12 protein-coding genes, 3 tRNA genes and 1 other RNA gene are annotated in these 12312 nt (G+C 61.2%); 13 read left to right on the top strand and 3 right to left on the bottom strand.

The annotated features are described in order from the left end of the window. Both J9889_RS01710 and alr read left to right on the top strand, forming a co-directional pair. Nucleotides 1-139, top strand: a 139-nt coding sequence (locus J9889_RS01710) for a transposase (protein ID WP_210537942.1), incomplete at its 5' end; no start/stop codon positions are given. A gap of 265 nt (nt 140-404) precedes the next feature. Continuing rightward, nucleotides 405-1517: an alanine racemase gene (gene alr, locus J9889_RS01705; protein ID WP_210555863.1), complete on the top strand. Its 1113-nt coding sequence runs from the start codon at nt 405-407 to the stop codon at nt 1515-1517. Nucleotides 1518-1608: 91 nt separating this feature from the next. On the opposite strand, the gene J9889_RS01700 is transcribed toward alr, so the two are convergent. The 3 genes from J9889_RS01700 to dauA all read right to left on the bottom strand — a co-directional run bounded on the left by J9889_RS01700 (nt 1609) and on the right by dauA (nt 3885). Beyond that, nucleotides 1609-1737, bottom strand: a non-coding RNA gene (locus J9889_RS01700) — RtT sRNA. Nucleotides 1738-1791: 54 nt separating this feature from the next. After that, nucleotides 1792-1879 (bottom strand) — tRNA-Ser (locus J9889_RS01695). Between the two features lie 269 nt (nt 1880-2148). Beyond that, on the bottom strand, nt 2149-3885 hold the full coding sequence (gene dauA, locus J9889_RS01690) for a C4-dicarboxylic acid transporter DauA (protein ID WP_201888964.1): 1737 nt from the start codon (nt 3883-3885) through the stop codon (nt 2149-2151). A 466-nt stretch (nt 3886-4351) separates the two neighbouring features. Here dauA and J9889_RS01685 point away from each other — a divergent pair. The 11 genes from J9889_RS01685 to J9889_RS01635 all read left to right on the top strand — a co-directional run bounded on the left by J9889_RS01685 (nt 4352) and on the right by J9889_RS01635 (nt 12308). Further along, nucleotides 4352-4427 (top strand) — tRNA-Asn (locus J9889_RS01685). Between the two features lie 2 nt (nt 4428-4429). Further along, a tRNA-Asn gene (locus J9889_RS01680) sits at nt 4430-4505 on the top strand. A 215-nt stretch (nt 4506-4720) separates the two neighbouring features. Further along, a protein-coding gene (locus tag J9889_RS01675) for an IS5 family transposase (protein ID WP_103261584.1) occupies nt 4721-5574 on the top strand; the annotation gives its coding sequence in 2 pieces (ribosomal slippage) (nt 4721-5063 and nt 5063-5574; 855 coding nt in all). 99 nt (nt 5575-5673) lie between these two features. Further along, nucleotides 5674-5865, top strand: coding sequence for a hypothetical protein (locus J9889_RS01670; RefSeq protein ID WP_128296409.1), 192 nt, complete (start codon nt 5674-5676; stop codon nt 5863-5865). A 21-nt stretch (nt 5866-5886) separates the two neighbouring features. Then, nucleotides 5887-6927, top strand: coding sequence for a hypothetical protein (locus J9889_RS01665; protein ID WP_210555862.1), 1041 nt, complete (start codon nt 5887-5889; stop codon nt 6925-6927). Between the two features lie 358 nt (nt 6928-7285). Beyond that, complete coding sequence (locus J9889_RS01660; protein WP_210555861.1) at nt 7286-8722, top strand: circularly permuted type 2 ATP-grasp protein; 1437 nt, start codon at nt 7286-7288, stop codon at nt 8720-8722. Beyond that, nucleotides 8716-9642: an alpha-E domain-containing protein gene (locus J9889_RS01655; protein WP_010674396.1), complete on the top strand. Its 927-nt coding sequence runs from the start codon at nt 8716-8718 to the stop codon at nt 9640-9642. Before J9889_RS01660 ends, J9889_RS01655 begins: the two co-directional genes overlap by 7 nt. Next, nucleotides 9639-10439, top strand: coding sequence for a transglutaminase family protein (locus J9889_RS01650; protein ID WP_210555860.1), 801 nt, complete (start codon nt 9639-9641; stop codon nt 10437-10439). The genes J9889_RS01655 and J9889_RS01650 overlap by 4 nt, the downstream gene beginning before the upstream one ends. A gap of 31 nt (nt 10440-10470) precedes the next feature. Next, a complete protein-coding gene (locus J9889_RS01645) occupies nt 10471-11172 on the top strand; it encodes a peptidase (protein WP_210555859.1) in 702 nt (233 codons plus the stop codon). 82 nt (nt 11173-11254) lie between these two features. Continuing rightward, the gene (locus tag J9889_RS01640; RefSeq protein WP_010674393.1) at nt 11255-11740 is read left to right on the top strand and encodes a YqhA family protein; all 486 of its coding nucleotides are present in this window, start codon (nt 11255-11257) and stop codon (nt 11738-11740) included. A gap of 118 nt (nt 11741-11858) precedes the next feature. Next, a complete protein-coding gene (locus J9889_RS01635; RefSeq protein WP_210555858.1) occupies nt 11859-12308 on the top strand; it encodes a hypothetical protein in 450 nt (149 codons plus the stop codon). Nucleotides 12309-12312: the final 4 nt, after the last annotated feature.

Here is a 12312-nt window from a genome sequence, read left to right as displayed (position 1 = left end):
AAACTACCCGATGCACACGAGTGTGCTGGAAGGGGTGAACAACAAGATCAAAGTGATAAAGCGCATGGCATATGGATTTAGGGACTCAGAATACTTTTTTCTGAAAATCAAGGCGGCCTTCCCCGGAAAGCCGCGATGAACCTAAATATTGCCCGATAGGGAGCCAGAGAAAGCGTTGGCAGGGAAATTTATACCGAGGAATATTCCGTATTTTGCGCATTTACGCATTCCTATTCGCCACATAATTTACCAACAAAAAAACAACTGATAACATCTTTTTACATTTTAAAGCACATAAAACAACATGGTTCGGTGACCTCCCGTTTGCTCGTTCCGGCAGCCAGGATCACCGGATCAGGATTGAAACCAGCAGCCAACTTCTCATCGAGCAGACACCCGACCCCATGATGAACACAGTTACGGCCAGCATCGATATCGATGCACTCCAGCACAATTTCGCCGTGGTGCGCCGCCATGCCCCCCACAGCAAGATCATCGCGGTACTCAAGGCCAATGCCTATGGCCACGGGCTGCTGCCGGTGGCCCATGCACTCGCCCAGGCCGATGCCTATGCGGTGGCCAGGGTCGAGGAGGCGCTGGTGCTGCGCGCCAACGCCATCACCAAGCCCATTCTGGTGCTGGGAGGCTTCTTCAGTGCCGAAGCGCTGCCGCTGCTGGCGAAACACGAACTGCAAACCACCTTGCATACCTGGGAGCAGCTGGCACTGCTCGAGCAGGCCAGTCTGCCCGCCCCCATCAAGGTGTGGCTCAAGCTCGATACCGGAATGAACCGGCTCGGGCTGCGCGCCCTGGAGCTGCCCGCCTTCATCGAGCGGCTGAGCCATTGTCGCAACGTGGTGCAGCCGTTCCATCTGATGACGCACTTCAGCCAGTCCGATGAGCAGGATACCCAGGCCACCCGGCTGCAGATCGAGGAGTTCAACCGCCTCTCTGCTCATCTGCCAGGCGAGCGGGCCATGGCCAACTCCGCCGGCATCCTCGCCTGGCCGGCATCGCGCAGCGACTGGATCCGGCCTGGCCTCATGCTCTACGGCGCCTCCCCGTTTGCCGGTCAGCTCGCCACCGACCATGACCTGCGCCCGGTCATGACCCTCAAGAGCCAGCTCATCGCCACCCGCGCCTGCGCGCAGGGCGAAGCGGTCGGCTATGGGGGGCACTGGGTGGCGGATCGAAATACCACCCTCGGCGTGGTGGCTGCGGGCTACGGGGATGGTTACCCCCGCATGGCGCCCGAAGGGACCCCCATGCTGATCAATGGCCGCCGGGTACCCATCGTGGGTCGGGTTTCCATGGACATGATCACCGTCGATCTGGGGCCGGCTCCCAGCGACAAGGTGGGAGACGAGGTGACGCTGTGGGGGGAAGGGTTGCCGGTGGAACAGGTGGCCGAAAAGATAGGCACCATCCCCTACGAGCTGCTGACCCGCCTGACCAGCCGGGTCCATCTGACACACTGCGACAAACGCGAACAGATGCCGATGTTGAAGCTGGCCTGAGCAAGCGGTCTGAGACCGGCCACAGAGAAGTGTCAAACCAGCCCTTGATAAACAAAAGGCCCCGTCTTTCGACGGGGCCTTTTGTTTTATTTGGCGGTGAGGGAGGGATGATTCGCCACTGCGTGGCTCACCCCTTCGGGGCGGCCTGCGGCCGTTCATCGCAGCAAGCTGCTCTGCTCGAACCCGGCGAGGATTCTCACCCTCCCTCTTCGACATGAGCTGATAACGCTTCCCCAAAGCAAAAAACCGACCATCAGGTCGGTTTTTTGCAATTTGGCGGTGAGGGAGGGATTCGAACCCTCGATACGTTGCCGTATACACACTTTCCAGGCGTGCTCCTTCAGCCACTCGGACACCTCACCAAATTTTCACTGCTTGAAGTGGCTTTCGGAGCACGTAAACGTGCATCTTGCCGACTTCGTCGGTGGGCAGCCACTCGGACACCGCACCCAATTTTGGTCTGTGCTTTAACGTGTTCAGCCAACACGAATTCGCTGCGCCGTTGCGCTGGAACGGGGCGTAATGTAAGGGATAGGCGCGAGGCGGTCAATGCAATTTTTTATCTTTTGCCACTGTTTGCTCAATAAGCGAACCAAGTGACTAAAAATATGCCATTTCCTATCCCTTTCCATCAATTTTCAACCGCTTCGTGCAAATGTTCTCCTCGAATCGCCTCTTCCAGCGAACCGTAGAACTCCAGCTCTCCCGCCACCGGACGCACCTTGGCCCGCGCCAGGGTCTTGAGGGGCTGGAATTGCAATTCAGCCACCTTGAGACGGACCCCCGCCTTGGCCATGCGTTTTGCGAACTGCTGGAAGGCGGTGAGACCGCCAGCATCCAGGATGGAGACCGCCTCCATTTGCAGGATCAACTCCTTGTGGTCCTTCACCTGGGCAAGCAACTCGTCAAAGACCCGCTCGGCGGCGGCAAAGAACAGTGGCCCGTTGATCTTGTAGACAAGGGTCGAGGGGGACACCTCGCTGGCATAGCGCTTGTGATCCGCCAGGTTGTGCAGCCTGGTCATCTTGGCTATCTCGCGCATGAACAGCAAAGAGGCCAGGATCACACCGAAGGTGATGGCAATGACCATGTCGAAGATGACGGTCAGCGACAGGCAGACCAGCAGCACCAGCACATCGGATTTGGGCGCCCGGCGCACCAGATCCACCACCTTGTGGGCCTCGCTCATGTTCCAGGCCACCAGCAGCAACAGGGCGGCCATGGCAGAGAGCGGCAACCAGGAGAGCCAGGGAGCCAGCACCAGGATGGCAGCCAGCACCACCAGCGCATGGACAATACCGGAGATGGGCGAGGTGGCACCGGCCCGCACGTTGGCGGCGGAGCGCGCGATGGCGGCCGTCGCCGTGATGCCACCGAAGAAAGGAGCCAGGATGTTGCCAAGGCCCTGCCCCACCAGCTCGCCGTTGGAGCTGTGCTTGCGACCCGTCATACCATCGAGCACCACGGCGCAGAGCAGGGATTCGATGGCTCCCAGCATGGCCATGGAGAAGGCGGCGGGCAGCAGCCGCTCGATGGCGGCGAGGTTCCACTCCACCGGAGCCCCGTCCGGCCCCGGCAGCGCCCAGGGCATCACCAGGGTCGGGGCGATGGGGGGAATACCCATGCCCTGACTGCCGTCGGCCAAGGTATAGCTGAACTTGCTGCCAATGGTGGCGACGTCCACCCCGAACTGGTGCAGACCAAACCCGAGTCCCACCCCCACCAGCACGGCGGGCAGATGGCCGGGTACCGGCAGGCGCAATCTCGGCCAGAGCAGCAGCACCGCCAGCGTCGCCACCCCGACGAGGGTGTCCCCCCACTGCCAGCTTGGCAGGGCATGGGCCAGCGCCTGTACCTTGCCCAGATAGGTTTCCGGCATCTCCAGGACCTGCAGGCCGAAGAAATCCTTGATCTGCAGGGTGGCGATGACGATGGCGATACCACCGGTGAACCCCAGGGTCACCGAAGGGGGAATGTACTCGATGAGGCGCCCGAGACGCGCCATGCCCATGGCCACCAGGAAACAGCCCGAGATGAGGGTGGCCATCAAGAGGCCGCCCACGCCGAATTGCTGGGCCACCGGGTAGAGGATCACCACGAAGGCGGCGGTGGGGCCCGAAATGGAGAAGCGGGATCCCCCGGTCACGGCGATGACGATGCCGGCGATGATGGCGGTATAGAGCCCGTGCTGGGGCGGCACCCCACTGGCGATGGCCAGTGCCATGGCAAGGGGAATGGCGATGATGCCGACCGTGATGCCGGCGATGAGGTCGCGGCCAAAGCGCGCCACGCTGTAGGGTTCGTCAATGCAGGATTGGCGCAATGCGATGGCCAGCTTCACGCCTTGTAAGGAAGCTTGATTGTGCATGTCTAGGGTAATACCAGAAGAGGGAGACAAAGGCCGGGGTGAACCGGCACCCGATCATCATCAAGGGCCGGCAGAGCTGTCGACGCGGCGATGGTATCGAAGGCAACCATACCCGACCCGGCCAGATAATTCGATGGGCGGGATCAAGAAATGGCCATGAGCGCGCAATATTGTCAGTGACCCCCGAATATCAACGCCGTTTCCCGCCACGGCAGGTTTCCCCGGACTCGCTACTCTGCGGATGAACGACACCACGCCTCCTCCTGGCAGTATGCGGGAATCAGGATACCAAGCAGGCACAACCCGGCCAAAGGCGCGATCTCAAGCTGCTGATTGTGCTGAAAATAATCCGCGTTGCCCAAGTTTTGGGCAAACGGGCCAAAAAGCCATTTTTTACGCCGACAGGCGGGTTGACACCCGGGAGATGGGCCATTAATATCCGCCCCGTCTCGACGAGACAGGCCATTCCTCCTTAGTTCAGTCGGTAGAACGGCGGACTGTTAATCCGTATGTCACTGGTTCAAGTCCAGTAGGAGGAGCCAATTCCCTCGTAGTTCAGTCGGTAGAACGGCGGACTGTTAATCCGTATGTCACAGGTTCAAGTCCTGTCGAGGGAGCCACATTTTAAAGCCCAGCCTTTTGGCTGGGCTTTTTCATATCTGCTCTTTCGGGCCTGTTCACGCCCCCCCCTGCCCGATGGCGCGCCAAACCGCCACCTGCTTGCTTTCCTGATTCCCCATGGCCTTCGATGACGACCCTTACTCGTCCCTAGGCTGTGTTCTTAAAGTGATGAGGATATAATCTCACATCTTCTCAACAGCTTAAGATCCATTCCGTGTCCCGCCGTTATCAGCTGACTGATGCACAATGGGGGCTTATCGAGCCCCAGTTTCCTTCTCGAAGCCTGATCGGGCGCCCTACCCGTGAACCGCGCCAAGTGCTCGATGGCATTCTCTGGATACTCCACACCGGAGCTCCTTGGCGAGACCTTCCAGAACGTTTCGGACCATGGAATTCGGTCTACAACACCTTCCGGCGTTGGCAGGATGCAGGCCGGATTGATGCCATTCTGGAAGCGCTGCAACTCAAGCTCAATGAAGAAGGGCTCATCGATTTCGACCTGTGGTGCCTGGACGGCTCCAATGTCAGAGCATCCAAAGATGCTGCCGGTGCACGTAAAAAAACACCTCAATGAATCAAGCCCTTGGCCGTTCGCGGGGAGGTTTCGGCAGCAAAATTCACTTGGTCACGGACGGTCATGGCTTACCACTGAGCTTCTGCCTGTCACCGGGGCAATCAGCAGAAATCAGCTATGCAACAAGCGCGTTGGCCATGGCGAGGATACCAACGTCATCAGGTCGCTACCGAACACGGCCAGCGCATCTTGCCGCAGACAAGGCCTATAGCAGCAAAGCCTTTCGAGCCGAGCTACGGCGGAGAAGGATAAAAGCGGTCATTCCGCAACGCAGCGACCAGCAACGGCGCCATAAGGGGCGTCCATTGGTACTGGACAAGGTGCATTACCGCAGGCGCAATGTCGTGGAGCGGTGCTTCGGTTGGTTGAAGAAGTTTCGCCGGTTTTCAACGAGATATGAAAAGCTAGCCAAGAGTTTTGCAGCCTTTATCAAACTGGCTTTCTGCCTTCGCTACTTGCGCGAGTTATGTGTGGACAGAAAACCAGCATTTTGAGAACACAGCCTAGGCGCGTCACCAGGGTGTCACAGAGATCCCAAAGACTATGATTGATTCGAAAAGGACCATTTGGATCTACCCAGTCAAGGAGCCATCATGTCACACCCTGCTTCACTGGCCAGTCGCCTGCATGCCCTGGCACTCAACGACACCCTGTACCCCGATCTCCATCATCTCGAGAAGGCAGAACGGACCCGGACCATCTACCGGATTTTCCACACTGTCGCCAGCACGGCTGCACTCGGGCAAGAGGATATCGTTGACGACCTGGCCCCCTCCTCACCCTGATGGAGTCTCCCTGCCTGCCCCTTGCTGGCCAGTCATTACAATCTCTATCTCGGCACGCTGCTGGAGCTGGGGGATCGGCACCATCCGGAGATCATCGGCCAGATTGAGAAGGCTCTTGCCCTGCGCACTCACGGGCTCTATCTGGTCACCGAACTGGGTTGTGGCAACAATGCCATGAGCATGGCAACCGAAATCCGCTACGACTGTGCCACTGACGGCTTTATCCTCCATACGCCCCATCGGCATGCCGCCAAGTTCATGCCCTACATCGCCCTGGAAGGGCAACCCAAGAGCAGCGTGGTGATGGCCAGATTGTGGGTCGGCAAGCAAGACTGCGGCATTCATCCCTTTCTGGTGCCCTGCCGGGACGCCCGTGGCGCACTGTGTCAGGGGGTCAGCGTCTCCAGCCCGGACGTGCTCGACCTCCCCTACTTCGACGTGGTGGATCACGCCATCATCACCTTCGAGCAGGTGGCGCTCCCCCGCTGGGCATGGCTCAGGGGTCATGAGCACGACATCAGTGCAGGGGGCATCTTTCACTCTCGTCTTGCCAGCCAACGCGACATTTTCTTCAGCTCCCTGCGCCGTGTTGAGTGGGGAAAACTGGTGCTGACCGCCTCCCTGATCCCCGGCTTGAAACTGAGCCTCGCACTGGCCATTCATTACGCGCAGCAACGAACGCTGCACGCCCACAACGGGCGGGTCATACCGCTGGCGCACCATGCCCTGCACCGCCGGATACTGACGCGTGCCTATGTGACGGGGCTGGCCGCCATGGCGCTGTATGAAGGGATAAAGCAACGACATTTGCCGGATGGACGGCACTCTTCCCGCTTTCAGACCGACGCAGGCTTGGTCAAGGCCGTCGCCGTCGAACTGATGCGAACCTCCCTGCAACATTGCATGCAGCGGTGTGGTGCCCAGGGAAAATTCCTGCGAAATCGCATCGCTCCTACCCTGCAACTGTGCGATATGGCCGCGACGCCGCTGGGCAGCCCGGACCTGGCTTCGGCCTGGTTTGCCCTGGCCCCGTCCCTGCATGATCCCCAACCAGAAGGTTGAACGTTGGGGCCAGCATGCCGCCCCTCCACTCCCGGTGCCTGAATCCCCCCAAGCCCGGCCATCGGTCGGGTTCTTTCTTATCCCCCTGCCCCACCTCGGGGCAAGGGCGCTCGCCTTCCGCCCCCGCATCCCGATGCGCCCGTCCCTTGCCCTCATGGCCTATTGCCACAAGATGGCGCAGGCTTACCCTCTATGGGGTACCACTCTGGTGCGCCCTGCCTTGCCCCGTGATGACATAAAAGTCATCCATATGATTTTTGAATGAAAAATTACTGACACTGGCCTCGATAGCGACTCAATTGGCTGGCACAGCCCTTGCACTTTGTGATGTACGCAGGGACGTCACAAGGAGTTGCCTATGCTGCCCATCAAGCCCCCCGGACCTGGTTGTTACGACGAGATGCTGCTCACCGACAACCAGTTTCGCGATCATTACCACGCCTACCTCTCGTGGCTGCACCAGACCGACGAGAAGAGCATAGAGCGCAAGCGTGAAGAGGCCGACCTGCTGTTTCGCCGGGTCGGCATCACCTTCAACGTCTACGGGGATGGGGACGGCGCCGAGCGCCTCATCCCGTTCGACAGCATTCCCCGCATCATTCCCGCCCGGGAGTGGCAACATCTGGACAAGGGGATCCGCCAGCGCGTCACCGCCCTCAATGCCTTTCTGCACGACATCTATCACGATCAGCGCATCCTGAAGGCGGGGGTGATCCCGGCCGCCCAGATCCTCACCAATGCCCAGTACCAGCCCTGCATGCAGGGGGTCGACCTGCACCGGGACACCTATGTCCACATCACAGGGGTCGACATCATCCGCAACCACGACGGTGAGTACTATGTGCTGGAAGATAACCTGCGCCCCCCCTCCGGGGTCTCCTACATGCTGGAGAACCGCAAGATGATGATGCGCCTCTTCCCGGAGCTGTTTCACAACCAGCCCATCGCCCCGGTGGAGCGCTACCCGGCCCTGTTGCTGCAGACCCTGCGCGAGAGCAGCCCGGTGGACAACCCCTGCGTGGTGGTGATGACCCCGGGGCGCTTCAACAGCGCCTACTTCGAGCACAGCTTCCTCGCCCAGCAGATGGGGGTGGAGCTGGTGGAGAGCGCGGATCTGGTGGTCAAGGATGGTCAGGTGCTGATGCGCACTACCACGGGGCTGAAACGGGTGGATGTCATCTATCGCCGCATCGACGACGACTTCCTCGATCCCCTCGCCTTCAACCCGGACTCCCTCATCGGCGTGCCCGGGCTGCTCTCGGTCTACCGCGCCGGCGGCGTGGTGCTGGCCAATGCCATCGGCACCGGGGTGGCGGATGACAAGTCCATCTACCCCTATGTGCCGGAGATGATCCGCTTCTATCTGGGGGAAGATCCCATTCTCAACAACGTGCCCACCTGGCAGTGCCGCGAGCCGGCTGCCCTCTCCCACGTGCTGGCCAATCTGGAGGAGCTGGTGGTCAAGGAGGTCCATGGCGCCGGCGGCTACGGTATGCTTATCGGCCCCTGCGCCAGTCGCGAGGAGCTGGCCCGTTTTCGCGAGCTGCTCAAGGCGCGGCCGGACAACTACATCGCCCAGCCGACCCTCTCCCTCTCCACCTGCCCGACCTTCGTCGACGCCGGCATCGCCCCCCGCCACATCGATCTGCGCCCCTTCGTTCTCACGGGGCAGGAGCTGCGCCTGGTACCGGGCGGCCTGACCCGGGTCGCCCTCACCGAAGGCTCCCTGGTGGTCAACTCCTCCCAGGGCGGTGGCACCAAGGACACCTGGGTCATGGAGGGCAGCCCATGCTGAGCCGCACCGCAAGCGAACTTTACTGGATGTCCCGCCACCTGGAGCGGGCGGAGAACACGGCGCGCATGCTGGACGTCACCCAGACCATGTCGCTGATGCCCTCCATCGACGCCGATCACAGCGAGCTGGTGGCGCCCCTCACCATCAGCGGCACTCACGAGCCCTTCCTGGCCCGCTACGGCCAGGTGAACATGGAGAACCTGCTGCAATTTTTCTGCTTCGACGAGGAGAACCCGAGCAGCATCTTCAGTTGTCTGCGCATGGCTAGGGACAACGCCCACGCCGTGCGGGGCAAGATCCCCGGTGAGGTGTGGGAGAGCATCAACGCCGCCTGGATAGAGATCCGCCGGCGCCGCCAGGCGGGGCTCTCCAGCGGCCAGGCCCAGGAGTTCTTCGACTGGATCAAGGAGCGCTCCCACCAGTTTCGCGGCGCCACCTATGGCACCATCATGCGCGGTGACGTGCTCTGGTTCCTGCGCCTTGGTACCTTCATCGAGCGGGCCGACAACACGGCGCGCATCCTGACCGTGAAGTATCAGGTGATCCGGGAGGACGAGGACAGCGTGCGCGAGTTCTACCGCTGGAACGCCCTGTTGCGGTCAGTGGGCGCTTACGAGGCCCACCAGACCCTCTACAAGACGCTCTCCCATGCCTCCATCGCCGAGCTGCTGATACTGCGCAATGAAGTGCCGCGCTCCCTGCGGGCCTGCCTCGACGAAATGGAGCTGATCCTGGCCCAGATCGAGGGCAACGCCGGTCAGACGCCCCGGCGCCTGACCACCATACTCAACGCCCATCTGACCTATGGCGCCATCGACGATGTCTTTGCTCTCGGCATGCAGGAGTACCTGAGTGATTTCCTCAGCGACATCGGCGCCATCGGCCAGAGCATCCACGCCGCCTACCTGGAGGTATTATGAGACTCATCATCGATCACCAGACCCGCTACCACTATGCCGACGTGGTGCGCCGCAGTACCCAGTACCTGCGTCTGACCCCCCACAGCACGGCCCGCCAGCAGATCCTCTCCTGGGAGCTGGAGCTGCCGGGGGAGGCCACCTGCACCACGGACGGTTACGGCAACATACTGCACGTGCTGAGCCTGGAGTCCCCCCACGATGGGATCCTGATCCGCGCCCACGGGGAGGTGGAGATCTGCGACGACGCTCCGGAAGATGAGGAGTCCTCCCTCATCTCTCCCCTGAGCTACCTGAGGCCCACCCCCCTCACCCGCCCGACCCCGGCCCTGCAGGATCTCGCGAAGGCCTGCCTGCCAGAGGCGCCGACCCTGGCCGACTTGCAGAGCCTGATGGCACGCATCCTGGTGCTGATGCCCTATCAACCTGGCAGCACGGATGCCACCTTCAGCGCCGACGAGGCCCTTGCTTCGGGCAGCGGCGTCTGTCAGGACCACACCCATGTCTTCCTGACCTGCTGCCGCCACGCCGGCCTGCCGGCCCGGTACGTGAGCGGTTACCTCTACAGCCAGGACAACAGCCACGTGGCGATGCACGCCTGGGCCGAGGTGTGGATCGAGGAGCGCTGGCACACGTTCGACGTCACCAACCTCACCAACTCCACCAGCGAGCACCTCAAGCTCGCAGTCGGCATGGATTATCTGGATGCCTGTCCGGTGCGCGGCGTGCGCTATGGTGGCGGGTGCGAACAGTTGCAGAGCCAGGCGCAGGTGACCCGCCTGGATGGACAGCAGCAATGAAGACCGGGAGAGTCCTGGCGGGAGTGCGGTCATGACCTATTGCGTCGCCATGTGCCTGCAAGACGGCATGGTGTTTGCGTCCGATTCGCGCACCAATGCGGGGGTGGATCACATCGCCACCTTCCGCAAATTGCACCTCTTCACCCGGGAGGACAGGGTGATAGTGCTGCAAAGCGCGGGCAATCTGGCCACCACCCAGAGCGTCATCAGCCTGCTGACGGAGGGGCAGGAGCTCCTTGCCCTCCCCAGCCTCTACGAGGCTGCCGCCCTCATCGGCCAGACCATACGCACCGTCATCAGCCGGGATGGGGGTCAGCAGCAGGGCCATATCAACTTCGGCTGCAACATCCTGCTGGGGGGGCAGATCCGGGGGGAGCGCCACCGCCTGTTCCACATCTACCCGGAGGGCAACTTCATCGAGGCGGGCCCGGATACCCCCTACTTCCAGATCGGGGAGAGCAAGTACGGCAAGCCCATCATCGATCGCATCATCCACCATGAGACGCCGCTTCAGACCGCATTGCAGTGCGCCCTCATCTCCATCGACTCGACCCTGCGCAGCAATCTGTCGGTGGGCTTGCCCCTGGATGCCCTGGTCTATCACGAGGGCAGCTTCTCGGCGACGAACCAGCACCGCATCACCGAACAGAACCCCCATTTCGTGGCGCTGCGAAAGGCCTGGGGCGAGGGGTTGCAACAGTTGTTCCAGGGTCTTCCCACCTTCCCCCTCTAGGCCGGGCGGGAGGCGCCAAGGCGCTTTCCCGCTCCTTTCTTTCCGGATATTCTGGCTGCCTTCCTTTTCGATGGAGTTTCCCATGCGCCGCTTCAACGTCATGCTCAACGGCAGCCGGTTGATGATGTTCCCCTTCTATGTCTGCATCCTTATCTGTGTCGCCCTCCTGATGGTGAAGTTCGCCATGCAGCTCTATGTGCTGTGCCGCGACATCATCGACATCCACTATCTGGATCTCATCACGGGGGTACTCACCCTGGTGGACTTCGTGCTGGTGGCCCAGATGCTGATCCTGGTGGCCATCTGCGGCTACGTGCAGTTCATCAAGACCCCGGAGCAGCGAGCGGCCCTCGGCGACAACTGGCTCAGCAAGATCAACTTCGCGTCCCTCAAGCTCATCGTCATCAACTCCCTGGTGACCATCGCTGGCATCGAGGTGCTCAAAGCCTTCCTCGACGACGGCACCGGCAACGAGATCGAGATGAAGTGGTCGGTCATCGTCTTCCTCGCCTTCTCCACCGCGGCACTTATCTATGCGGTGACCGAGCGGCTGGCGGAGCACAAATAGGGCCCGGCGCCATTCAGGGTCTATTCATCAAGAGCCGAATTGATAACTCTTTTCATTACCCTTACTGCATTGTAAACTTGCTCGCCCCGGGCTGAACCGCCCGGGAGCTGGAGCACCTATGACAAGCCTTTCCCTCTCACCGCGACACCTCTGGCAATGGTTGGCCTATCACCATCAGGCCGCCGAGGGCTCCCTCTACCTGATGTTCTTCTCCGGCCTGCTGCTGTGGGAGCCCCTGACCCCGGCCTGGTCCCTGGCGCGCTGGAACCTGTTTTTGCACGTCGCCCTCTCCCTCTCCCTCTTCCCCTTGCTGTTTGGCGCCTTCTGGCTCTCCCATCGCAGCCTGCTGCGCAAGAGCCGCAAGCCTTTTCTGCGCACCACGGGGCGCATCATCGAAGCCTTGCTGCTGGTCTGTCTGGCAAGCGGAGTGGTGCTGGTGCTGCACGGCACCCCGGGGGACAGCCTCGGCAACCTTGCCAGCTGGGCCCACTGGCTGAGCGCGCTCGCGTTGACGCCCCTGGTGCTGCGCCACGCCTGGCGCTGGACCATCTTGAAATGGCGCACCTGATCTT

Source organism: Aeromonas sp. PrichA-15 (assembly GCF_017939245.1).
Classification (GTDB): Bacteria; Pseudomonadota; Gammaproteobacteria; order Enterobacterales; family Aeromonadaceae; genus Aeromonas; species Aeromonas caviae.
This window is presented reverse-complemented; position numbering and strand designations above follow the sequence as displayed.

Bases quoted from the DNA above. Each gene is read 5' to 3' on its own strand.
- J9889_RS01635 (WP_210555858.1), top strand. From the start codon at position 11,859: ATGACAAGCCTTTCCCTCTCACCGCGACACCTCTGGCAATGGTTGGCC.
- J9889_RS01660 (WP_210555861.1), top strand. From the start codon at position 7,286: ATGCTGCCCATCAAGCCCCCCGGACCTGGTTGTTACGACGAGATGCTG.
- J9889_RS01670 (WP_128296409.1), top strand. From the start codon at position 5,674: ATGTCACACCCTGCTTCACTGGCCAGTCGCCTGCATGCCCTGGCACTC.
- dauA (WP_201888964.1), bottom strand. From the start codon at position 3,885: ATGCACAATCAAGCTTCCTTACAAGGCGTGAAGCTGGCCATCGCATTG.
- alr (WP_210555863.1), top strand. From the start codon at position 405: ATGATGAACACAGTTACGGCCAGCATCGATATCGATGCACTCCAGCAC.
- J9889_RS01655 (WP_010674396.1), top strand. From the start codon at position 8,716: ATGCTGAGCCGCACCGCAAGCGAACTTTACTGGATGTCCCGCCACCTG.
- J9889_RS01640 (WP_010674393.1), top strand. From the start codon at position 11,255: ATGCGCCGCTTCAACGTCATGCTCAACGGCAGCCGGTTGATGATGTTC.
- J9889_RS01645 (WP_210555859.1), top strand. From the start codon at position 10,471: ATGACCTATTGCGTCGCCATGTGCCTGCAAGACGGCATGGTGTTTGCG.
- J9889_RS01650 (WP_210555860.1), top strand. From the start codon at position 9,639: ATGAGACTCATCATCGATCACCAGACCCGCTACCACTATGCCGACGTG.